The sequence below is a fragment of the Pseudomonas hydrolytica genome (assembly GCF_021495345.1).
Taxonomy (GTDB): Bacteria; Pseudomonadota; Gammaproteobacteria; order Pseudomonadales; family Pseudomonadaceae; genus Aquipseudomonas; species Aquipseudomonas hydrolytica.
This window is the reverse complement of sequence record NZ_CP099397.1, coordinates 5,257,479-5,278,916: the sequence shown is the minus strand read 5'-3', so window position 1 is coordinate 5,278,916 and position 21,438 is coordinate 5,257,479. Positions and strand designations below refer to the sequence as shown.

20 protein-coding genes and 1 riboswitch are annotated in these 21,438 nt (G+C 64.8%); of the genes, 14 read left to right on the top strand and 6 right to left on the bottom strand.

The features are described 5' to 3' along the window. Positions 1-13 precede the first annotated feature (13 nt). The 8 genes from atpA to glmS all read left to right on the top strand — a co-directional run bounded on the left by atpA (position 14) and on the right by glmS (position 9,240). On the top strand, positions 14-1,558 hold the full coding sequence (atpA, locus tag L1F06_RS24825; protein ID WP_003241381.1) for a F0F1 ATP synthase subunit alpha: 1,545 nt from the start codon (positions 14-16) through the stop codon (positions 1,556-1,558). Between the two features lie 48 nt (positions 1,559-1,606). Beyond that, positions 1,607-2,470: a F0F1 ATP synthase subunit gamma gene (gene atpG / locus L1F06_RS24820; RefSeq protein WP_003241379.1), complete on the top strand. Its 864-nt coding sequence runs from the start codon at positions 1,607-1,609 to the stop codon at positions 2,468-2,470. 30 nt (positions 2,471-2,500) lie between these two features. Further along, entirely contained in the window at positions 2,501-3,877 is a 1,377-nt protein-coding gene (gene atpD / locus L1F06_RS24815) for a F0F1 ATP synthase subunit beta (protein WP_003241377.1), read from the top strand. A gap of 79 nt (positions 3,878-3,956) precedes the next feature. Beyond that, positions 3,957-4,391, top strand: coding sequence for a F0F1 ATP synthase subunit epsilon (locus L1F06_RS24810; RefSeq protein WP_003241375.1), 435 nt, complete (start codon positions 3,957-3,959; stop codon positions 4,389-4,391). Positions 4,392-4,515: 124 nt separating this feature from the next. Continuing rightward, the gene (gene glmU, locus L1F06_RS24805) at positions 4,516-5,874 is read left to right on the top strand and encodes a bifunctional UDP-N-acetylglucosamine diphosphorylase/glucosamine-1-phosphate N-acetyltransferase GlmU (RefSeq protein ID WP_129483752.1); all 1,359 of its coding nucleotides are present in this window, start codon (positions 4,516-4,518) and stop codon (positions 5,872-5,874) included. A 46-nt stretch (positions 5,875-5,920) separates the two neighbouring features. Next, a complete protein-coding gene (locus tag L1F06_RS24800) occupies positions 5,921-6,532 on the top strand; it encodes a LysE family transporter (protein WP_129483751.1) in 612 nt (203 codons plus the stop codon). Between the two features lie 73 nt (positions 6,533-6,605). Continuing rightward, positions 6,606-7,376, top strand: coding sequence for a DeoR/GlpR family DNA-binding transcription regulator (locus L1F06_RS24795; protein ID WP_090431647.1), 771 nt, complete (start codon positions 6,606-6,608; stop codon positions 7,374-7,376). A 13-nt stretch (positions 7,377-7,389) separates the two neighbouring features. Next, positions 7,390-9,240 carry a glutamine--fructose-6-phosphate transaminase (isomerizing) gene (glmS, locus tag L1F06_RS24790; RefSeq protein ID WP_129483750.1) on the top strand — a complete coding sequence of 617 codons (1,851 nt, stop codon included), beginning with the start codon at positions 7,390-7,392 and terminating at the stop codon, positions 9,238-9,240. 52 nt (positions 9,241-9,292) lie between these two features. Here glmS and map read toward each other — a convergent pair whose 3' ends face one another. Then, complete coding sequence (map, locus tag L1F06_RS24785) at positions 9,293-10,072, bottom strand: type I methionyl aminopeptidase (protein WP_129483749.1); 780 nt, start codon at positions 10,070-10,072, stop codon at positions 9,293-9,295. Further along, positions 10,069-10,281, bottom strand: coding sequence for a ParD-like family protein (locus tag L1F06_RS24780; RefSeq protein ID WP_129483748.1), 213 nt, complete (start codon positions 10,279-10,281; stop codon positions 10,069-10,071). Before L1F06_RS24780 ends, map begins: the two co-directional genes overlap by 4 nt. 160 nt (positions 10,282-10,441) lie before the next feature. On the opposite strand from L1F06_RS24780, the gene L1F06_RS24775 reads away from it, so the two are divergent. After that, complete coding sequence (locus tag L1F06_RS24775) at positions 10,442-10,672, top strand: hypothetical protein (protein WP_129483747.1); 231 nt, start codon at positions 10,442-10,444, stop codon at positions 10,670-10,672. A 221-nt stretch (positions 10,673-10,893) separates the two neighbouring features. Here L1F06_RS24775 and cobM read toward each other — a convergent pair whose 3' ends face one another. Next, positions 10,894-11,649, bottom strand: a complete 756-nt coding sequence (gene cobM, locus L1F06_RS24770) for a precorrin-4 C(11)-methyltransferase (RefSeq protein ID WP_129483746.1) — start codon at positions 11,647-11,649, stop codon at positions 10,894-10,896. Continuing rightward, entirely contained in the window at positions 11,646-12,083 is a 438-nt protein-coding gene (locus L1F06_RS24765) for a cobalamin biosynthesis protein (protein WP_129483745.1), read from the bottom strand. The genes cobM and L1F06_RS24765 overlap by 4 nt, the downstream gene beginning before the upstream one ends. A gap of 86 nt (positions 12,084-12,169) precedes the next feature. After that, positions 12,170-12,365, top strand: a riboswitch (cobalamin riboswitch). A 94-nt stretch (positions 12,366-12,459) separates the two neighbouring features. Between L1F06_RS24765 and cobW the strand changes: the two genes are divergently transcribed. The 5 genes from cobW (at position 12,460) to cobF (ending at position 19,930) form a co-directional block, all read left to right on the top strand. Continuing rightward, positions 12,460-13,509 carry a cobalamin biosynthesis protein CobW gene (gene cobW / locus L1F06_RS24760; RefSeq protein WP_129483744.1) on the top strand — a complete coding sequence of 350 codons (1,050 nt, stop codon included), beginning with the start codon at positions 12,460-12,462 and terminating at the stop codon, positions 13,507-13,509. Between the two features lie 76 nt (positions 13,510-13,585). Beyond that, positions 13,586-17,332: a cobaltochelatase subunit CobN gene (gene cobN, locus L1F06_RS24755; protein WP_129483743.1), complete on the top strand. Its 3,747-nt coding sequence runs from the start codon at positions 13,586-13,588 to the stop codon at positions 17,330-17,332. A gap of 140 nt (positions 17,333-17,472) precedes the next feature. Then, positions 17,473-18,474, top strand: coding sequence for a magnesium chelatase ATPase subunit I (locus tag L1F06_RS24750; RefSeq protein WP_129483742.1), 1,002 nt, complete (start codon positions 17,473-17,475; stop codon positions 18,472-18,474). Continuing rightward, on the top strand, positions 18,456-19,166 hold the full coding sequence (locus L1F06_RS24745; RefSeq protein ID WP_129483741.1) for a vWA domain-containing protein: 711 nt from the start codon (positions 18,456-18,458) through the stop codon (positions 19,164-19,166). Before L1F06_RS24750 ends, L1F06_RS24745 begins: the two co-directional genes overlap by 19 nt. Beyond that, positions 19,163-19,930 (top strand): precorrin-6A synthase (deacetylating), encoded by a 768-nt coding sequence (cobF, locus tag L1F06_RS24740; protein WP_129483740.1) that lies wholly within the window; start codon positions 19,163-19,165, stop codon positions 19,928-19,930. Before L1F06_RS24745 ends, cobF begins: the two co-directional genes overlap by 4 nt. 97 nt (positions 19,931-20,027) lie before the next feature. Here the strand turns inward: cobF and L1F06_RS24735 are convergent, their stop codons facing one another. Then, the gene (locus L1F06_RS24735) at positions 20,028-20,645 is read right to left on the bottom strand and encodes an FMN-dependent NADH-azoreductase (RefSeq protein ID WP_129483739.1); all 618 of its coding nucleotides are present in this window, start codon (positions 20,643-20,645) and stop codon (positions 20,028-20,030) included. A gap of 21 nt (positions 20,646-20,666) precedes the next feature. After that, positions 20,667-21,155 carry a carboxymuconolactone decarboxylase family protein gene (locus tag L1F06_RS24730; protein WP_129483738.1) on the bottom strand — a complete coding sequence of 163 codons (489 nt, stop codon included), beginning with the start codon at positions 21,153-21,155 and terminating at the stop codon, positions 20,667-20,669. Positions 21,156-21,438 lie beyond the last annotated feature (283 nt).

Here is a 21,438-nt window from a genome sequence, read left to right as displayed (position 1 = left end):
TGAGGGAACTGGCATGCAGCAACTGAATCCTTCCGAAATTAGCGAAATCATCAAGCAGCGCATTGAGTCGCTTGATGTAACCGCTCAAGCCCGTAATGAAGGCACCATCGTCAGCGTTTCCGACGGTATCGTGCGCATCTACGGCCTCGCCGACGTGATGTACGGCGAGATGATCGAATTCCCTGGTGGCGTGTACGGCATGGCCCTGAACCTGGAGCAAGACTCCGTGGGTGCCGTGGTACTGGGTAGCTACCTGACCCTCGCCGAAGGCATGAGCGCCAAGTGCACCGGCCGCATCCTGGAAGTCCCGGTTGGTCCGGAACTGCTGGGCCGTGTGGTTGACGCACTGGGCAACCCGATCGATGGCAAAGGCCCGATCAACGCCGCCGCCAGCGACGCCGTTGAAAAGGTTGCGCCGGGCGTGATCTGGCGTAAGTCGGTCGACCAGCCGGTACAGACCGGTTACAAGTCCGTCGATGCCATGATTCCGGTAGGCCGTGGCCAGCGCGAGCTGATCATCGGTGACCGTCAGATCGGTAAGACTGCTCTGGCCGTCGACGCCATCATCAACCAGAAAGACAGCGGCATCCGCTGCGTCTACGTCGCCGTAGGTCAGAAGCAGTCGACCATCGCCAACGTGGTACGCAAGCTGGAAGAAGCTGGCGCCCTGGCCAACACCATCGTGGTTGCAGCTTCGGCTTCCGAATCCGCTGCCCTGCAGTTCCTGGCTCCGTACGCCGGCTGCACCATGGGTGAATACTTCCGCGACCGCGGTGAAGATGCCCTGATCGTGTACGACGACCTGTCCAAGCAGGCCGTTGCCTACCGTCAGATCTCCCTGCTGCTGCGCCGTCCGCCAGGCCGTGAAGCCTACCCGGGCGACGTGTTCTATCTCCACAGCCGTCTGCTGGAGCGCGCTTCCCGCGTTTCCGAAGAGTACGTCGAGAAGTTCACCAATGGCGCCGTGAAGGGCAAGACTGGCTCGCTGACCGCTCTGCCGATCATCGAAACCCAGGCCGGTGACGTTTCCGCGTTCGTTCCGACCAACGTGATTTCCATCACCGACGGTCAGATCTTCCTGGAATCGGCCATGTTCAACTCGGGTATCCGTCCGGCCGTCAACGCCGGTATCTCGGTATCCCGCGTCGGTGGCGCGGCTCAGACCAAGATCATCAAGAAGCTCTCCGGTGGTATCCGTACCGCTCTGGCTCAGTACCGTGAACTGGCGGCATTCGCCCAGTTCGCTTCTGACCTGGACGAAGCCACCCGCAAGCAGCTTGAGCATGGTCAGCGCGTAACCGAGCTGATGAAGCAGAAGCAGTATGCGCCGATGTCCATTGCCGAAATGTCGGTGTCCCTGTACGCAGCCGAGCGCGGCTTCCTGCAGGACGTCGAAGTCGCCAAGATCATCAGCTTCGAGCAGGCCCTGATCGCCTTCTTCAAGCGTGATCACGCCGACCTGATGGCGAAGATCAACGAGAAGGGTGACTTCAACGACGAAATCGACGCTGGCCTGAAAGCCGGTATCGAGAAGTTCAAGGCCACCCAAACCTGGTAACCGCAGCGGGGGCTTCGGCCCCCGCCTGCTTGAACCAAAAGGTGTGAAATGGCAGGCGCAAAAGAGATTCGCAGCAAGATTGCGAGCATCAAAAGCACGCAAAAGATCACCAGCGCCATGGAAAAAGTGGCGGTCAGCAAAATGCGCAAGGCTCAACAGCGCATGGCTGCCGGTCGCCCCTACGCCGAGCGTATTCGTCAGGTGATCGGTCACCTGGCCAAGGCGAACCCGGAATACCGCCACTCGTTCATGGTGGAGCGTGATGTAAAGCGCGTCGGTTATATCGTGGTGACCTCGGATCGTGGTCTGTGCGGTGGCTTGAACATCAACCTGTTCAAGGCGCTGTTGAAAAGCCTGAAGGAATGGCGCGACCAGAAGGTCGACGCCGATTTCTGCGTGGTGGGCAGCAAGGGCGCGAGCTTCTTCCGCAGCAACGGGGGCAACGTGGTTGCCGCCATCAGCAAGCTGGGTGAAGAGCCGTCCATCAACGACCTGATCGGTAGCGTCAAGGTCGTGCTGGATGCCTACGCCGAAGGCCGTATCGACCGCCTCTACCTGGTATCGAACAAGTTCGTGAACACCATGGTGCAGAAGCCGGAAGTGCAGCAGTTGTTGCCGCTGGCCGCGAGCGAAGAGCAAGGGGTACAGAAGGGTCTGTGGGACTACGTGTACGAGCCGGACGCCCAGCAGCTGCTGGATGCGCTGCTGGTCCGCTACGTGGAGTCGCAGGTCTATCAGTCCGTGGTCGAGAACAGCGCGTGCGAACAGGCCGCGCGGATGATCGCCATGAAGAACGCAACCGACAACGCCGGCAACCTGATCAGCGATCTGCAGCTGATCTACAACAAGGCGCGTCAGGCTGCGATCACCCAGGAAATCTCGGAAATCGTCGGCGGCGCTGCCGCGGTTTAAGAACGGTTCAAATATTCAGAGGAACCAAAGATGAGTAGCGGACGTATCGTTCAAATCATCGGCGCCGTTATCGACGTGGAATTCCCGCGCGATCAGGTACCGAACGTCTACGAAGCCCTGAAGGTACAGGGCGCTGAAACCACTCTGGAAGTCCAGCAGCAGCTGGGCGACGGCGTGGTACGTACCATTGCCATGGGTTCGACCGAAGGCCTCAAGCGTGGCCTGGACGTCAGCAGCACCGGCAAGGCCATCTCCGTACCGGTCGGTAAAGCGACCCTGGGCCGGATCATGGACGTGCTGGGCAACCCGATCGACGAAGCCGGCCCCATCGGTGAAGAAGAGCAGTGGGAAATCCACCGCCCGGCGCCGAGCTACGCCGAGCAAGCCGGCGGCAACGATCTGCTGGAAACCGGTATCAAGGTAATCGACCTGGTCTGCCCGTTCGCCAAGGGCGGTAAGGTCGGCCTGTTCGGTGGTGCCGGTGTGGGCAAGACCGTAAACATGATGGAGCTGATCCGTAACATCGCCATCGAGCACAGCGGTTATTCCGTGTTCGCCGGTGTGGGTGAGCGTACTCGTGAGGGTAACGACTTCTACCACGAGATGAAGGACTCCAACGTTCTCGACAAGGTAGCCCTGGTCTACGGTCAGATGAACGAGCCACCAGGCAACCGTCTGCGCGTCGCGCTGACCGGCCTGACCATGGCCGAGAAGTTCCGTGACGAAGGTCGCGACGTTCTGCTGTTCGTCGACAACATCTACCGTTACACCCTCGCCGGTACCGAAGTATCCGCACTGCTCGGCCGTATGCCGTCGGCAGTAGGTTACCAGCCGACTCTGGCCGAGGAGATGGGCGTTCTGCAGGAGCGTATTACCTCCACCAAGAAAGGCTCGATCACCTCGATCCAGGCCGTCTACGTACCTGCGGACGACCTGACCGACCCGAGCCCGGCGACCACCTTCGCCCACTTGGACGCCACCGTCGTACTGTCCCGTGATATCGCTTCCCTGGGTATCTACCCGGCCGTTGACCCGCTGGACTCCACCAGCCGTCAGCTGGACCCGAACGTGATCGGTCAGGAGCACTACGAGACCGCTCGTGGCGTTCAGTATGTTCTGCAGCGCTACAAGGAGCTGAAGGACATCATCGCGATCCTGGGTATGGACGAACTGTCCGAAGACGACAAGCTGCTGGTAGCGCGCGCTCGTAAGATCCAGCGCTTCCTGTCCCAGCCGTTCTTCGTGGCTGAAGTCTTCACCGGTGCCCCGGGCAAGTACGTGTCCCTGAAGGACACCATTGCCGGCTTCAGCGGCATTCTCAAAGGCGACTACGACCACCTGCCGGAACAAGCGTTCTACATGGTAGGCGGCATCGACGAAGCCATCGAGAAAGCCAAGAAACTGTAAGTAACGGGTGCGCCCTCTAGGGGGCGTCCGGGCCGGATAGGGCAGCTGCCTTGTCCGGCCTCTCAACCGAGGCATTGTTATGGCTATGTCAGTCCACTGCGATATCGTCAGTGCGGAAGAAGAGCTGTTCTCGGGGCTGGTGGAAATGGTCATCGCCCACGGTCACCTCGGTGACCTGGGTATCCTGCCGGGCCACACCCCGCTGCTGACCGATCTCAAGCCGGGTCCGGTGCGAGTGATCAAGCAGGGTGGCACCGAGGAGGTGTTCTACATCTCCGGTGGCTTCCTGGAAGTTCAGCCGAGCATGGTGAAGGTTCTTGCCGACACCGCCGTTCGTGCCGGCGACCTGGATGAAGCCGCTGCCATCGAGGCGCGCAAGGCTGCCGAGAAGGCGCTGAGCGAGAAGGGCACCGAGTTCGACTACGGCAGTGCTTCGGCACGCCTGGCCGAGGCTGCTGCCCAGCTGCGCACCATCGAAGAGATGCGCAAGAAGTTCGGTGGTCGCGTCCGCTGACGCTGTATCGCGGTATCACGCAAGGGGCGACTTAGGTCGCCCCTTTGCGTTTCTGGCAAAATAGCGTTCTTTTCGCGCGGCCCTTTCTCGCCGCGGTCCAATCTTGCCCCGCAAGGAGCCTTCTATGAGTCTGGATATCGTCATTCTTGCCGCTGGCCAGGGCACGCGCATGCGTTCGGCGCTGCCCAAGGTGCTGCACCCGGTCGCCGACAAGCCCATGCTGGGGCATGTCATCGACACCGCGCGGCGCCTGCAGCCGAGCAGCATCCAGGTGGTGATCGGCCACGGCGCCGACAAGGTGCGCGAGCGCCTGGCCGCCGACGACCTGAATTTCGTCATCCAGGCCGAGCAGCTGGGCACCGGCCATGCCGTGGCCCAGGCCCTGCCGCAACTCGGCGCCGATACCGTGCTGGTGCTCTACGGCGACGTACCGCTGATCGAGACCGCGACTCTCGAGCGTCTGCTGGCACTGGTCAGCGACAACCAGCTGGGCCTGCTCACCGTCGAGCTGGCCGACCCGACCGGCTACGGTCGCATCGTGCGCGACGCCGCTGGCGTGGTGCAGGCCATCGTCGAGCACAAGGACGCCAGCGAAGCGCAGCGGCAGATCCGCGAGGGCAATACCGGCATCCTCGCGGTGCCCGGCAAGCGTCTGGCCGACTGGCTGGGCCGCCTGTCCAACAGCAACGCCCAGGGCGAGTACTACCTGACCGATGTGATCGCCATGGCCGTGGCCGACGGCCTGACTGTGGCCACCGAGCGTGCCGCCGACGAGATGGAAGTGCTGGGCGCCAACGACCGCATCCAGCTTGCTCAGCTCGAATGCCACTACCAGCACCGCATCGCCCGCCGCCTGATGGCTCAGGGCGTAACCCTGCGTGATCCGCATCGCCTCGATGTGCGCGGTGAGGTGAGCGTCGGCCGCGACGTGACCATCGACATCAACGTGATCCTCGAAGGCAAGGTGGTGATCGAAGACGATGTGCAGATCGGTCCGAACTGCGTGATCAAGGACTCGGTGCTGCGCAAGGGCGCCATCGTCAAGGCCAACAGCCACCTGGACGGCGCCGAGATGGGCGAGGGCGCCGACTGTGGCCCGTTTGCGCGCCTGCGCCCCGGCACCAAACTGGGCGCCAAGGCCCATGTGGGTAACTTCGTCGAACTGAAGAATGCCGTGCTGGGCGAAGGCGCCAAGGCCGGTCACCTGAGCTACCTGGGCGATGCCGAAATCGGCGCGCGCACCAATATCGGTGCCGGCACCATCACCTGCAACTACGACGGTGCCAACAAGTTCCGCACCGTCATGGGCGAGGACGTCTTCATCGGCTCCAACAGCGCGCTGGTAGCACCGGTAACGCTGGGCGACCGCGCCACCACGGGCGCCGGTTCGGTGGTGACCAGCGACGTGCCCGCGGACACGCTGGCAGTCGGCCGGGCCAAGCAGCGCAATATCGAGGGCTGGAAGCGGCCGACCAAGAAGTGAGTGCGGGAGATCAGGCCTGTGGATAACCTGCCGGAGGCAGTCCTGTATGTTCGGTGTGACGGATTACGCCGCCTTCGTGGTGGCTTTCATCATCCTGCTGGCCATTCCCGGGCCGGGTAACCTGGCGCTGATCCTGTCCACCGGCAAGGGCGGGATTCGCGGTGGGCTGGCCTCGACCTTCGGCATCATCTTCGGCGACCAGGTGCTGCTGTGGCTGGCCGTGGCCGGGGTCGCCGCGCTGCTCAAGGCCTATCCGGCAGCCTTCCATGTGGTGCAATGGCTCGGTGCGGCCTACCTGATCTACCTTGGCCTGCGCATGATCCTGGCCAAGCCAGGCGCGGCGCCGACGCTGGATATCAAGCCGCGCCAATACCTGTGGCAAACCCTGGTAATCACCGTCTTCAACCCCAAGGCCATCGTCTTCTACATGGCCTTCTTTCCGCTGTTCATCGACCCGCAGCGCCATCAAGGGCTGATTACTTTCGGTTTCATGGCCGTGACCATCATGGCGCTGACTTTCCTCTACGGCCTGCTGATCGTACTGCTGACGCACTTTCTCGCCGAGCGCATGCGCGCCAACCCACGTATCGCGAGGGCTCTGGAGAAACTGGCAGGGCTGTGCCTGGTCGGTTTCGGGGTCAAACTGACGCTGAACTGATCGGCGGACGCTTGCGGGCCTTTCGATCATATGTTTTGATTCGCGCCATTATCTTTCGAATCGAAACTTAAGCATGTCGAAGCGCAACACGCCGCAACGTCGCCACACCATCCTTGCTTTGCTCGCCGAGCAGGGCGAGGTGAGCGTGGACGCTCTGGCCCAGCACTTTGCCACCAGCGAAGTGACCATTCGCAAGGATCTCGCTGCCCTGGAAAAGAACGGTCTGCTGCTGCGTCGCTATGGCGGCGCCGTGCCGGTGCCGCAGGAGCTGATCAGCGAGCCGACGCAGCCCATTTCTCCCTACAAGCAGGCCATCGCCCGTGCCGGCGTGGCACGCATCCGCGAGCATGCGCGCATCATCATCGACAGCGGCACCACTACGGCGGCCATGATTCCGCAGCTTGGCTACAAGCCTGGTCTGGTGGTGATGACCAACTCGCTCAACGTGGCCAACGCCCTGCGCGATATCGAGCACGAGCCGGTGCTGCTGATGACCGGCGGCACCTGGGACCCGCATTCGGAGTCCTTCCAGGGCCAGGTGGCCGAGCAGGTGCTGCGCTCCTACGACTTCGACCAGCTGTTCATCGGCGCCGATGGCATCGACCTGGAGCGTGGCACCACCACCTTCAACGAGCTGCTCGGTCTGTCGCGGGTGATGGCCGAGGTGGCCCGTGAAGTCATCGTCATGGTCGAGAGCGACAAGATCGGCCGGCGCATTCCCAATCTGGAGCTGCCCTGGAGCAGCGTCCATACCCTGATCACCGACGAGCGCCTGGATGCCCAGGCGGCCGAACAGATACGCGCGCGCGGCATTCAGCTGATCCTCGCGGCGCTGGAAAACTAAAAAGGAGAGCCCCATGTGTGGAATCGTTGGCGCCATCGCCGAGCGCAACATCACCCCGGTCCTGGTCGAAGGCCTCAAGCGCCTGGAGTATCGCGGCTATGACAGCGCCGGTGTGGCGCTCCTGACTGAGCAGGGCGCGCTGGATCGCCGCCGCCGCGTCGGCAAGGTCAGCGAGCTGCAGGCCGCGCTAGACGCCGAGCCGCTGGCCGGGCGTCTGGGCATCGCCCACACCCGCTGGGCCACCCACGGTGCGCCCAGCGAGCGCAACGCTCACCCACACTTTTCCGGGCACGAGCTGGCCGTGGTGCACAACGGCATCATCGAGAATCACGAAGAACTGCGCGAGCGCCTCAAGGGCCTGGGCTACGTCTTCACCTCCGATACCGACACGGAAACCATCGTCCACCTGCTCGATCACAAGCTGCAGCAGCTCGGCGACCTCAGCGCTGCGCTCAAGGCCGCCATCCCGGAACTGCATGGCGCCTATGGCCTGGCGGTGATCTCGGCCCGCCAGCCGGACCGCCTGCTCGCCGCGCGCAGTGGCAGCCCGCTGGTAATTGGCCTGGGCCTGGGCGAGAACTTCCTCGCCTCCGATCAGTTGGCCCTGCGCCAGGTCACCGACCGCTTCATGTACCTGGAGGAAGGCGATATCGCCGAGATCCGTCGTGACGGCGTGCAGATCTGGGACGCCGCCGGCCAGCCGGTGCAGCGCGAAGCCGTGCAGTACCACGAAGGCGCCGAGGCCGCCGACAAGGGCGAATACCGCCACTTCATGCTCAAGGAAATCCACGAGCAGCCCAAGGTGGTGCAACGCACCCTGGAAGGCCGCCTGGGCAGCGACCACGTGCTGGTGCAGGCCTTCGGTCCGCAGGCGGCCGAGCTGTTCGCCAAAGTGAAGAACGTACAGATCGTCGCCTGCGGCACCAGCTACCACGCCGGCATGGTCGCCCGTTACTGGCTGGAAGAGCTGGCCGGCATTCCCTGCCAGGTCGAGGTGGCCAGCGAGTTCCGCTACCGCAAGGTGGTGGTGCAGCCGGATACCCTGTTCGTCAGCGTGTCGCAGTCCGGGGAAACCGCCGACACCCTGGCCGCGCTGCGCAACGCCAAGGAGAAGGCGCCAGGGCAGGGCGGCTACCTGGCCAGCCTGGTGATCTGCAACGTCGGCACCAGCTCGCTGGTGCGTGAATCCGATCTGTGCCTGCTGACCCAGGCCGGCCCGGAAATCGGCGTGGCCTCGACCAAGGCCTTCACCACCCAGCTGGTCGGCCTGATGCTGCTGACCCTGGCCCTCGGCCAGGTGCATGGCACGCTGGACAAGGCGCTGGCTGCCGAACTGGTGGAAGAGCTGCGTCGCCTGCCGACCCGTCTGGGCGAAGCCCTGGCCATGGACAAGACCGTGGAGAAGATCGCCGAACTGTTCGCCGAGAAGCACCACAGCCTGTTCCTCGGTCGTGGCGCGCAGTACCCGGTGGCAATGGAAGGCGCGCTCAAGCTCAAGGAGATCTCCTACATCCACGCCGAGGCCTACCCGGCCGGCGAGCTCAAGCACGGCCCGCTGGCCCTGGTGGACGCCGACATGCCGGTGGTCACCGTGGCGCCGAACAACGAGCTGCTGGAGAAGCTCAAGTCCAACCTGCAGGAAGTGCGCGCCCGTGGCGGCGAGCTGATCGTCTTCGCTGACCAGCAGGCCGGCATGAGCAACGGCGAGGGCACCCATGTGGTGGCCATGCCGCATATCCACGACCTGCTCGCGCCGATCCTCTACACCGTGCCGCTGCAGCTGCTGTCCTACTACGTGGCCGTGCTCAAGGGCACCGACGTTGACCAGCCGCGTAATCTGGCGAAAAGCGTCACGGTCGAATAAGGCCGCCCGGGAAGAAAAAGCCCGTCCAGATGGACGGGCTTTTGCGTTTCTATCACGCCGAAACGCTGCTCAGTTGCAGCTCTTCCGGGCGCAGCGTAAGCACACGAACGCTGTCTCGGGTGACCGCTACGGTGTGTTCGAACTGCGCCGAGAGCTGGCCGTCGCAGGTCACCACCGTCCAGCCGTCGCGCAGGGTACGGACATCCGCCTTGCCCTGGTTGAGCATGGGCTCGATGGTGAAGGTCATGCCTTCGCGCAGCGTCAGGCCGGTGCCAGCTTTGCCCCAGTGCAGCACTTCCGGTGGTTCGTGCATTTCCCGGCCAATACCGTGGCCGCAGTAATCGCGAACCACCGAATAGCCGTGGGCGCGAGCGTGCCGTTCGATGGCATGGCCGATATCGCCGAGGCGGGCGCCCGGCCTCACGGCTGCGATGCCCTTGCACATCGCTTCATAGGTCACTCGGGCGAGCTGACGAGCCTGGTCCGTTACCTCGCCGATCAGGTAGGTCTTGCTCGAATCGGCGATGTAGCCGTTCTTTTCCAGGGTGATATCGAAATTCACCAGATCGCCATCGCACAGAATCTCGTTTGCGCTGGGTACGCCATGGCACACCACTTCGTTGCGCGACGTGTTCATGGCGTAGGCGAAACCATACTGCCCCTTGCTCGCCGGACGCGCCTTAAGTTCCTCCACGATGTACTTATCCACAAGGTCGTTGACTTGCAGAGTGGACATGCCGAGCAAATCCAGGCGATCCAGATAGCCGAACACGGACGCGAGCAATCTTCCGGACTCCGCCATCAGGGCGATCTGTTCGGGCGTCTTGCTCATGACGCGTCCGCCATACGCGGCGGTACCACCACACCGGCCGCGCGCATCTCGGCGGCCATCACCTCATTGAAGCTCAGCGTCGGGTTCATCTCGCAGAGCATGCCGATGCGAATCCAGAAGCCTGCCTGGGCATTGATGGAGCGGCCCGAGACGCTACTCGCACGGCGAATCTGGTCATGCAGCTCGTCATCGATATTGACGATACCCATACTGGTTTCCTTTATATGTTTCGTATATGAAGCATATATAAGCATGAATCTGTTCAGTTCACCAGCTGGGCAAGTAGGGCCACCTCATCCCTTACACTGTCCGCCCGCCTGCCAGGCTTTTCGGCAGGCGCACCCCTGACAGGCTGGAACAGGAGAGCGGATGAAGCGCGCGGATGTAAAACGCGGAACGGCCGAGGGCGTTCTGTTCGACACCCAGATCATGGTCAACCCGGCCAATACCACGCAGTGGATCGTGTTGTTCGAGAAGGAAGCGGGCCGCAGCTTCTTTCTGGTGGATGAAGACGAGCAGGTGCAGACCTTTGCCAGCCTGGATGCACTAATGCCGGAACTGCGGGCTCTGGGTATCAAGCGGGTCGAGGTGCAGCTGTGAGCAGTTGCTCACAGTAGGCGTGGATCATCCTGTGGATATCCTTGTGATACCTGGCTAAGGCTTTGATAGTCAGGGCCTTTCAGCGACTTGTACAGAAACTGTTCGCCTGCCTGTTCGCTATCCACAGAGCATCTGGATAACAGGCTTTCTATCCTGTTGATAAGACTCTGCAAGCCATAAATGGCGGGGCCTTCAGCGCTTTGTACGGTTTCTCGCCAGGCTCAATCGTTGCCGGGACGGTAAAGGTGACGATGCCCGGCGTCATATAGCGCCGACTCGGCAAAGGAGCCCGGATCGAGCACCCGCCCTACGAGGATCAATGCCGTGCGGCGGAACTCCTTGGTGGCGACCTTTGCCTCGATATCGGCCAGGGTGCCCAGTACCCAGTCCTGATCCGGCCAACTGGCCCTGTGGATAACGGCAATGGGGCAGTCGGCGCCATAGTGCGGCAGCAGTTCGCTGACGATAGCCGGCAGTTGGCGCACACCAAGGTGGATGGCCATGGTTGCGCGGTGCCTGGCCAGGTCATGCAGCTGTTCGTCCTCGGGCATTGGCGAGGTGGTGCCATAGCGGGTAAGGATCACCGTCTGGGCGATACCCGGCAGGGTCAGCTCGCTTTCCAGTAGCGCCGCGCAGGCGGCGGTGGCGGTGACGCCTGGGACGATCTCGAACGGAATGCCCAGAGCACGCAGTTCGCGAATCTGCTCGCCGATGGCGCCATACAGCGAAGGGTCACCCGAATGCACCCGGGCCACGTCCTGGCCGCGCCTATGGGCCTGATGCAGCAGGGTGACGATTTCCCCAAGATTCAGCTCGGCCGTGTTCACCACCTGTTCGGCGCTATGGCCCTGCAGCACCGCTTCGGGCACCAATGAGCCGGCATAGAGGATCACCGGGCACGCACGGATCAGGCGCTGGCCCTTGACGGTGATCAGCTCGGGGTCGCCGGGGCCGGCGCCGATAAAGTAGACGGTCATTCGGGTTCTCTGTCGAATATGGCTAGCGCGCAGGTGGCGCTGGCGCTGCGGGTTTTCTCGCCGAGCCGGCGCGGCGCTGTGCCCATGTTTGCCGCCAGCGCCAGGGCACAAGGCTCGGCTACGGCGGGGCTGCCGGTGGTGGCTTGGCTAAGGGCGCTGGCGCCTGTCGGCGTCTGATAGCCAGCCAGTTGCTCGGGCGAAAAGAACACCAGCTCCAGGCCCAGATGTTCGGCCAGGTCATGCAGGCCGGCTTCGTCGCGCTTGTGGGCGATGCTGGCCAGGCCGGCCAGATTGTTCACCGTCAGCTCATGCCGAGCCAGGCTGTGGATAAGCAGTTCGAGCAGCTCGTCCCGGCTGCAGCCGCGACGACAACCCAGCCCGGCGACGACCTGTGTCGGTGAGGCGGATGGGGGGGCGGAGGCAGTCGGCAACATGAGTGGCATTCGGGCTGAGCGGTGGCGTAGCTCAACATGGCACCTGCCAGCGGTCAACCGCGATTGACCGGCCGCCGCGGCCTGCGTAGCCTTCTTGCTTTCGAGGTTCTTCGCCGCCGAAGCGCGGCGAAGCTAAGAGGGAACAGGGTCGATGCCCTGGCTGCCCCCGCAACTGTGAACGGTTATGCCCTTCGTTAGACCACTGCCAACCGGCGGGAAGGTGAAGGGACGCGCGCCGCGCAAGCCGTGAGCCAGGAGACCTGCCTCGATTGACCAGCCACTTGCTCGGACGGGGTGATCCGATGCGGCCAGCATGCCTCTGCGTGCCTGTCTGCCCGTACCCGTCCGCCGAATTGACCGACGCCACGGGGCCACCATGAAAACCCTCGCCAAACTGCCTGTCACCATCGTCACCGGTTTTCTCGGTGCCGGCAAAACCACCTTGCTGCGCCACCTGCTGGCCCATGCCGAAGGACGCCGTATCGCGGTGATCGTCAACGAGTTCGGCGAGCTGGGTATCGATGGCGAGATCCTCAAGCAGTGTTCCATCGGCTGCAGTGAGGAAGAGGCCAACGGTCGGGTCTTCGAGCTGGCCAACGGCTGCCTGTGCTGCACCGTGCAGGAAGAGTTCTTCCCGGTGATGCGCGAACTGGTGGCGCGCCGGGGTGACCTCGACCACATCCTGATCGAGACCAGTGGTCTGGCCCTGCCCAAGCCGCTGGTGCAGGCCTTCAACTGGCCGGAAATCCGCAACGCCTGCACGGTCGACGCGGTGATCACCGTGGTCGACAGCCCGGCAGTGCTCGCCGGCACCTTCGCCGCCTTCCCCGATCAGGTGGACGAGCAGCGCAAGCTCGACCCCAACCTCGACCACGAGTCGCCGCTGCATGAACTCTTCGCCGATCAGCTGGCCAGCGCCGACCTGGTGATTCTCAACAAGGCCGACCTGCTCGATGCCGAGGCACTGGCCGCGGTGCGCGCCGAGGTGGCCGAGGAACTGCCGCCAGCGGTGAAGGTGATCGAGGCGCACGGCGGCGAGCTGCCGCTGGACGTGCTGCTGGGCCTGAACAGCGAAACCGAGCTGCATATCGACAGCCGCCGTACCCATCACGACGACGAAGATGAAGACCATGATCACGAGGAATTCGACTCGTTCCACGTGGAACTACCCGAAGCCGAGGAGGCGCGCCTGCTCGCTGCGCTGAAGGCGGCGGTGTCCCAGTACGGCATCCTGCGGGTAAAAGGCTTCGCGGCAATCCCTGGCAAACCTATGCGCCTGCTGGTGCAGGGCGTCGGCCAGCGCTTCGACCGCCATTTCGACCGCGCCTGGCAGGCCGACGAGCCGCGTGTGAGCCGCCTGGTGCTGATCGGCCAGCAGCTCGACCGCGCGGCTATTGAAGCCGAGCTGAAGGCGGCGCTGGCTTGATAATGATCGCCCGCAAGCGGGCTCCTACACACACCCTGTAGGAGCCCGCTTGCGGGCGATGTCCTTGGATTCGTAGATGCACTTACTGCGTACCCAACCCGGTGCTCAACTGCCGGCCGACAGCATCGCCGACCTCGGCCAGACCCCGGCCGAGCTGGTGATCCTGTGCACGGGTGATTCGCACCTGTCGTTGCTGGCCGAAGCGGCGCGGCAACTGCCGGACGACTACCCCAGCCTGCGCCTGGCCAGCCCGGCGCAGCTGAGCAACCACGCCTCGGTGGATTACTACGTCGAGCAGGTGCTGCAGCATGCCAAGGTCATCCTGATCTCGGTGCATGGCGGGGTGAGCTACTGGCACTATGGCGTCGAGCGCCTGGTTGAGCTGGGTGCGCGCGGCGCCACAGTGATCATGGTGCCGGGTGACGACAAGCCCGACCCGGAGCTGAGCGCGCTCGGCAACGTCGGGGAAGAAGACAGCCAGCGCCTGTGGCAATACCTGCGTCAGGGCGGGCTGGACAATGCCCGCCAGCTGTTTCGCTGCATCGGCAGCCGCTGGCTGGGGCGCGACGATGCCTGGCAGGAGCCGCAAGCGCTGCCGCGTGTCGGCCTCTATCACCCGCAGCACAGTCCGGCCACGCTGGCCGACTGGCATGCGCAGTGGCAGCCTGACGCGCCTGTGGTGGCGCTGCTGTTCTACCGCAACCATGTGCAGTCGGCGAACACTGCCTTCGTCGATACCTTCTGCCAGCACCTATTCGGCCAGGGCCTTAACCCGCTGCCGATTGCGGTGGCCAGCCTCAAGGAGCCGGCCTGTCTGGGCCAGGTGCAGGACTGGCTGGACGAAACGAACGCCGCGCTGATCATCAATACCACCGGCTTTGCCCTGTCCAACCCTGAGGCGCCACAGGCGCGGGTGTTCCGCCGCGATATCCCGGTGCTGCAGGCCATCTGCTCGCTGGATAACCAGGCGCAGTGGCAGGCCAGCGCCCAGGGCCTGGGCTCGCGTGACCTGGCCATGCATGTGGTACTGCCCGAGCTGGATGGCCGGCTGATCGGCACCGCCATCAGCTTCAAGGGTCTGGCCTGGCGCAGCGAGCGCAGCCAGAGCGATGTGGTGTGCTACCAGGCACACGAATCGGGTATGGCCTTCGTCGCTGAACTGGCGCGTAACTGGTGTCAGTTGGCGCTTAAAAGCAACGATCAGAAGCGAATCGCGCTGATTCTTGCCAACTACCCGACCCGCGATGGCCGTATCGGCAATGGCGTGGGTCTGGATACGCCGGCCGCCGCGCTGAATATCCTCCACGCGCTGCAGACCCAGGGCTATCCGGTGGATAACCTGCCCGATAGCGGCACCGCACTTGTCCACAGCCTGCTCGGCGGCGTCACCAACGATCTGGATGGCCTGGATACGCGCCCCTGTGCGCAGAGCCTGGCGCTGGACGACTACCTGACGTTTTTCCACAGCCTGCCTGAGCAGAATCAGCAGGCAGTACGCGAGCGTTGGGGCGAGCCGCAGGATGATCCCATGTTCCGCTGCGGGCGGATGATGGTGGCCGGGCTGCGCTTCGGTCTGTGCTTCGTCGGCATCCAGCCGGCGCGCGGCTACCAGCTCGACCCGGCGGCGGTGTACCACGACCCGGATCTGGTGCCGCCGCACGGCTATATCGCCTTCTACGCCTGGCTGCGCAAGGTCTTCGCCGCCGATGCGCTGATCCACGTCGGCAAGCATGGCAATCTGGAATGGCTGCCGGGCAAGAGCGTCGGCCTGTCCGAGGGCTGCTGGCCGCAGGCGCTGATCGGCCCGCTGCCGAATATCTATCCCTTTATCGTCAACGACCCGGGCGAGGGCGCGCAGGCCAAGCGCCGCACCCAGGCGGTGATCATCGACCATCTGATGCCGCCGCTGACTCGCGCCGAAAGCTATGGCCCGCTGCGTGATTTGGAGCGCCTGGCCGACGAGTACTACGACGCCAGCCAGCTCGACCAGCGCCGCGCCGTGGAGCTACGCGGTGAGATCCTGGCCAAGGTGCGCGAGGCCAGCCTCGACCGCGAGCTGGGCCTGCAACTCAACGACGATGCCGACAGCTGGCTGCCGCAGCTCGATGCCTACCTCTGCGACCTCAAGGAATCGCAGATCCGCGATGGCCTGCATGTGTTCGGCGAGTCGCCGACTGGCCAGCTGCGCCGCGACACCCTGCTGGCCTTGCTGCGCATCCCACGTGGCGATGGCCAGGGCGCCAATGCCAGCCTGCTGCGCGCACTGGCGCGCGGCCTGGAGCTGGGCCTAGATCCGCTGGACTGCGATATGGGCCAGGCCTGGGCGGGGCCCCGTCCACAAGTGCTGATGGCTGTGGATAACAGCCTGTGGCGCACCGTCGGCGATACCCGCGAGCGCCTGGAGCTGCTGGCGCTGAGGCTGATCGAACAGCGCCTGGCAGGGGAGTGCAGCGAAGCCTTTGGCGCCGAGGTGGCGCTGATTCTCGACGGCCTGGCCGAGCATATCGCGCCGTTGCTGGATGCCTGCGGCGACGCCGAAATGGGCGGTCTGCTGGCCGCGCTGGAGGGGCGTTTCGTGCCTGCCGGGCCGAGTGGCGCGCCGAGTCGCGGACGCTTGGACGTGCTGCCCACTGGGCGCAACTTCTTCACCGTCGACGTGCGCCACTTGCCCACGCCCACTGCCTGGCGCCTCGGCGTGCAGGCGGCGGATCGCCTGCTGGAGCGCCACCTGCAGGACGAGGGCGACCACCTGCGCCAGCTCGGCCTGTCGGTATGGGGCACGGCGACCATGCGTACCGGCGGCGACGATATCGCCCAGGCGCTGGCGCTGATGGGCGTGCGCCCGGTATGGCAGCCGGGTAGCCAGCGCGTCGAGCGTTTCGATGTGTTGCCGCTGGAGCAGTTGGGCCGCCCCCGGGTGGATGTCACCCTGCGCGTGTCGGGCTTCTTCCGCGATGCCTTCAGCAACCTGATCCGCCTGTTCGACGAGGCCGTGCAGGCGGTGATCGAGCTGGACGAGCCGGAAGACATGAACCCGCTGTCGGCGCGGGTCTGGCGCGAGTCGCTGGCGCTCAAGGATGGTGGCCTGGATGAAGCCGAGGCGCGGCGTCAGGCCGGCTGGCGGGTGTTCGGCGCCAAGCCGGGGGCCTATGGCGCCGGGGTGCAGAACGCCATCGAGGAGCGCCTGTGGCAGAGCCGCGCGGATCTGGCCGAGGTGTATCTGAACTGGGGCGGCTACGCCTACGGCAGCGGCGCCGAGGGCGCACCCGCGCGGCAGCGCTTCGTCGAGCGCCTGGAGCAGATGCAGGCGGTGCTGCACAACCAGGACAACCGCGAGCACGACATCCTCGATTCCAACGACTACTACCAGTTTCAGGGCGGCATGCTGGCGGCGGTGGAAACCCTGCGCGGGCTTAAGGTGGCCAGCTACTTTGGCGACAACAGCCAGCCGGATACGCCGCGCATCCGCAGCCTCAAGGAAGAACTCAACCGTGTGGTGCGTGCCCGTGCTGCCAATCCCAAGTGGATCGAGGGCATGAAGCGCCACGGCTACAAGGGCGCCTTCGAGCTGGCGGCGACCATCGACTACCTGTTCGCCTTCGACGCCACCAGCGAGCTGGTGGACGACCACCAGTACGCGCTGCTCACCGATGCCTACCTGCTCGACAAGGACACCCGCGATTTTATCCAACAGCACAACCCGGGGGCGCTCAACGATATCCTCGAACGCCTGCTGGAAGCCCAGCAGCGCGGCCTGTGGGAGAATCCCGGCGAGTACCGCGAAGCGCTGGAAAACCTGCTGCTCGATAGCGAGGAAAGCTGATGCGAGCGCTTTTCTCGCCTCTCCCGTTGATGGCAGAGGGAATATTTCGTAGCCCGGATGCAATCCGGGGCGGTCTGAGTCATCACTCCCGGATTTCATTCGGGCTACAGTCGCAACGCATTTATCCACAGGCCTGAGCCATGACCGAATACCACTTCCCCCTCGCCGCCGTGGTCGGTGCCGATTCGCTGAAGCTGGCGCTGTGCCTGGCGGCCATCGACTCGGCCATCGGCGGCGTGCTGATCGAAGGCCCGCGCGGCATGGCCAAGTCCACCCTGGCCCGAGGCCTGGCCGATCTGCTGGAGGGCGGGCGCTTCGTCACCCTGCCGCTGGGGGCGAGCGAGGAGCGCATCGTCGGCACCCTGGATCTGGACGCGGCGCTGGGCGAAGGTCGGGCGCAGTTCTCTCCCGGGCTGCTGGCGCGCGCCAACGGCGGCGTGCTCTATGTCGATGAGGTCAACCTGCTGCCGGATCATCTGGTCGATCTGCTGCTCGATGCCGCCGCCAGCGGGGTCAACCATGTCGAGCGTGACGGCATCTCCCATCGGCATGCCGCGCGCTTCGTGCTGATCGGCACCATGAACGCCGAGGAGGGTGAGCTGCGTCCGCAACTGCTCGATCGCTTCGGCCTCAACCTGGCCCTCGATGGCCAGCCGCAACCGGCCGAACGCGCCGAGATCGTCCGTCGCCGGCTGGCCTTCGATGCCGATCCTGCTGCTTTCCTGCAACGCTGGCAGGGCGAGCAGGATGCCCTCGCTGCCCGTTGCCAGAACGCCCGCCAGCGCCTGGTCGATATCCCGCTGGATGACGCCGCCTTGAGCGAGATCAGCCAGCGCTGCTTCGCTGCCGGCGTCGATGGTCTGCGCGCCGATCTGGTCTGGCTGCGCGCCGCTCGCGCCCATGCCGCCTGGCGCGGCGCGGCGGCTATCGAGCCTGTGGATATCGACGCAGTGGAGGACTTCGTCCTGCGCCATCGCCGTCGCCAGCAACAGCCGCCGGCTGCCACGCCGCCCGAGCAGAACCAGGCGCCGCAGCAGGCGCGGCAGCAGAGCCAGGGCGAAGGTCAGTGGGGTGAGCTGCCGGCGCAGCCACAGGCCATGGGCGAGCGGCGCGTACCGCCGCGCTGGGCAAAAAAGCCCTGAGCATCCGCCCGCCCACAGCCACAGGCGCGGATGCCCGTAACCGGCCCGGACGACTCGGCGGCGGCCTGCGTGGCGCCGCACGAGCTGGCGCGGGCGGGCGAATCGACTGGGCGGCGACCCTGCGCCAGGGCCGGCCGCAACGCCGCGAAGAACTGGTGCTGCGCCCGCGCAGCCAGCAGGCCGACGAGTTGTGGCTGGTGCTGGTGGATGCCTCCGCCTCGACCCGCCGACACGGCGCGCTAAGCCTGGCCAAGGGCGTGCTCGCCGAAGTCTTCGACAGCGCCTACCGCCAGCGCGTGCGGCTGGCCGTGTTGCAGGCCGGCGGCCGCGAAGCGCAATGGCTGTGGCAGGGGCGCAAGGCCAGCGCCGAGCTGCACCGCTGGTTGCAGGAGCTGGGCGCCGGTGGCGGCACGCCGCTGCTCGATGCGCTGCAGCAGGCCGGCGGCTGGCTGCTGCGCCGTCAGCGCCTGAAACCGCACGAACGCCAGCGCCTGCTGATTCTCACCGATGGCCGTCTGCGTGACCTGCCAGCGTTGGCGCCGCTGCCATGCCCGACCCTGCTGCTCGATACCGAGCGCGCGCCTATCCGCCTGGGCCGCGCCCGCCAGTTGGCGCAGGCCCTACAGGCCGACTACCACCATATCGACGACCTGTCGCCCGGCGTGCCAGGGCGCACCTGGAGAACCCCATGAAAACCCTGCTGCTGGTCGGCATCGGTGCCGGCGACCCGGACTACATCACCTACCAGGCGATCAAGGCGCTGCGCCGCAGTGACGTGATCTTCCTGATGGACAAGGGCGCGGCCAAGCACAAGCTCAACGCCCTGCGCCGCGAGATCTGCGCGCGCTTTCTCGACGGCCACGCGCCGCGCTTCGCCGAAGGCCTGCAACCGGAGCGCGAGCGTGACGCCGCCGACTACCGCGCCAGCGTCGACGAACTCAACCGCGACAAGCAGGCGGTGTTCGAGCAACTGATCGACGAGCAGATGGCCGATGGCGAGACGGCGGCCTTTATGGTCTGGGGCGACCCCTCGCTGTACGACAGCAGCATCCGCATCATCGAGGCCATCGCCGCGCGCCGTAGCGATTTCGTCTATGACGTGATCCCCGGCATCACCAGCCTGCAGGCGCTGACCGCGCGCCATCGCATCCCGCTCAACAGCATCGGCCGCGCCGTGGAAATCACCACCGGCCGCCTGCTCGCCGAAGGCTGGCCGCAGGGCGTGGACAGCGTGGCGGTGATGCTCGACGCCAAGGACAGCTACCGCCGCTTCGTCGGTCAGGGGCTGCATATCTACTGGGGCGCCTATGTCGGCACTGCCGATGAAATCCTGATCGCCGGCCCGCTGGACGAGGTGGCCGAACGCATCGCCATGACCCGTGCCGAGGCACGGGAGCGTAATGGCTGGATCATGGATAGTTATCTGTTACGCAGGGAGCATGAGGCAGAAGCGTGACTGGTAAACGTTAAACATGCTCCGGCCGTGAATCTTCGCAGTCCACCATTGATGATCGTCGCTCTCGGCTGACGGACTGGATTGCAGCCAGCCGCCCTCAGCCTGGACCAAAGAAGGCCGCTATCCGGGCCTGCGCGACTGCGCGGGCCTGTTCCAGCGCCGAACCACCTCTGGCGGTGCCTTCCACGCAGAAGAAGTGCATGTCCCTCAGGCCAACCGTCGCCAGCGCGGCCTGCAGATAAGGACGCAGGAAGTCCGGTTGGCGCGCCTGCTCGCCACTGATCAGGCCACCCGAGGCGATGGCCACGTAAACCGGTCGATCCCGCAGGAGGCCGACCTTGCCCTGTGCTGTGCCGTTGAAGGTCACGCCGATGCGCATGATATGGTCGACCCAGGCCTTGAGCGCCGAAGGCAGCGTGTAGTTGTGCATCGGCGTGGCGATCAGCAGAACATCGGTGTCGTCGAGCTGGCGGATCAGCGCCGCAGAACGTTGCTGAGTGTCGCCTGGCTCGGCGTGCATGGCGGCAGCCGGCGAGGCCAGTGCCAGGGCGTAGCGGGCGTCCACATGCGGCAGGTCATTGACGTCGAGGTCCTGCACGGCGAGCGGCTGGCTGGCGGCCAGGGCCTCGATTACCCGCTGCGACAGGCGCAGGCTCTCCGAATCGGCGCCGCGCGGGCTGCCGATCAGGCGCAGCACACGGAGGGGAGCGGTCATGGCGATGCCTCCTCGGTGGCTTCAGGCCAGGCCGGCCTTGTCCAGACCGAACTGCGCATCGGCGGAACCCGGCACGGTGCGAAACGCCACGTTGAGGCGGTTCCAGCCGTTGATGGCGACCACCAGGAAGGTCAGATCGGACAGTTCCTGTTCGGAGAACTGCTCGCGCACGCTGGCGTAGATGGCATCGGAGACACCGTGCGGCGCCAGCTGGGTCAGCGCTTCCGTCCATTCCAATGCGGCGCGCTCCTGCTCCGAGAACAGGGGCGATTCGCGCCACACGGCGACATGGTGCAGACGCAGCTCGCGATCACCGTGGATCTTGGCTTCCTTCACATGCATGTCGACGCAGAAGGCGCAGCCGTTGAGTTGCGACGCCCGCAGCATCACCAGATGGGCCAGCGGCGCGAGAAAAGGGCTGCGGGTCAGCAGCATGGAAAATTCGGCGTACTTGCCGGAGGCCTTGGGAGAGAGGGCGAAATAGTCGAGGCGCTGGCTCATGGTTTTCATCCATATGCGAGTTGAGAAGAAACCGATGCCCCTCTGCAACTGGCAGTACCACTGCGGCCCGGTGAGGAAGAATGTACGCACCAGTGGCCTAGCCACATAGATCCATTTCCGCGGATTTTTATTGATCCACTTTGCACAACTGCCCCATTTGCTGTCTGGCCAGCGCCTGCCGAGTGGCGGGAGATAGGCTGCGTCCTACGCGCCGCAGCCTTGCGTTATGTGTGGCGATGCAGCAGGCCGATCACCTGGTGCAAGGTGGCCAGGCTGACCTGCCGGCCTGTGT

Bases quoted from the DNA above. Each gene is read 5' to 3' on its own strand.
- atpA (WP_003241381.1), top strand. From the start codon at position 14: ATGCAGCAACTGAATCCTTCCGAAATTAGCGAAATCATCAAGCAGCGC.
- atpG (WP_003241379.1), top strand. From the start codon at position 1,607: ATGGCAGGCGCAAAAGAGATTCGCAGCAAGATTGCGAGCATCAAAAGC.
- atpD (WP_003241377.1), top strand. From the start codon at position 2,501: ATGAGTAGCGGACGTATCGTTCAAATCATCGGCGCCGTTATCGACGTG.
- L1F06_RS24810 (WP_003241375.1), top strand. From the start codon at position 3,957: ATGGCTATGTCAGTCCACTGCGATATCGTCAGTGCGGAAGAAGAGCTG.
- glmU (WP_129483752.1), top strand. From the start codon at position 4,516: ATGAGTCTGGATATCGTCATTCTTGCCGCTGGCCAGGGCACGCGCATG.
- L1F06_RS24800 (WP_129483751.1), top strand. From the start codon at position 5,921: ATGTTCGGTGTGACGGATTACGCCGCCTTCGTGGTGGCTTTCATCATC.
- L1F06_RS24795 (WP_090431647.1), top strand. From the start codon at position 6,606: ATGTCGAAGCGCAACACGCCGCAACGTCGCCACACCATCCTTGCTTTG.
- glmS (WP_129483750.1), top strand. From the start codon at position 7,390: ATGTGTGGAATCGTTGGCGCCATCGCCGAGCGCAACATCACCCCGGTC.
- map (WP_129483749.1), bottom strand. From the start codon at position 10,072: ATGAGCAAGACGCCCGAACAGATCGCCCTGATGGCGGAGTCCGGAAGA.
- L1F06_RS24780 (WP_129483748.1), bottom strand. From the start codon at position 10,281: ATGGGTATCGTCAATATCGATGACGAGCTGCATGACCAGATTCGCCGT.
- L1F06_RS24775 (WP_129483747.1), top strand. From the start codon at position 10,442: ATGAAGCGCGCGGATGTAAAACGCGGAACGGCCGAGGGCGTTCTGTTC.
- cobM (WP_129483746.1), bottom strand. From the start codon at position 11,649: ATGACCGTCTACTTTATCGGCGCCGGCCCCGGCGACCCCGAGCTGATC.
- L1F06_RS24765 (WP_129483745.1), bottom strand. From the start codon at position 12,083: ATGTTGCCGACTGCCTCCGCCCCCCCATCCGCCTCACCGACACAGGTC.
- cobW (WP_129483744.1), top strand. From the start codon at position 12,460: ATGAAAACCCTCGCCAAACTGCCTGTCACCATCGTCACCGGTTTTCTC.
- cobN (WP_129483743.1), top strand. From the start codon at position 13,586: ATGCACTTACTGCGTACCCAACCCGGTGCTCAACTGCCGGCCGACAGC.
- L1F06_RS24750 (WP_129483742.1), top strand. From the start codon at position 17,473: ATGACCGAATACCACTTCCCCCTCGCCGCCGTGGTCGGTGCCGATTCG.
- cobF (WP_129483740.1), top strand. From the start codon at position 19,163: ATGAAAACCCTGCTGCTGGTCGGCATCGGTGCCGGCGACCCGGACTAC.
- L1F06_RS24735 (WP_129483739.1), bottom strand. From the start codon at position 20,645: ATGACCGCTCCCCTCCGTGTGCTGCGCCTGATCGGCAGCCCGCGCGGC.
- L1F06_RS24730 (WP_129483738.1), bottom strand. From the start codon at position 21,155: ATGAAAACCATGAGCCAGCGCCTCGACTATTTCGCCCTCTCTCCCAAG.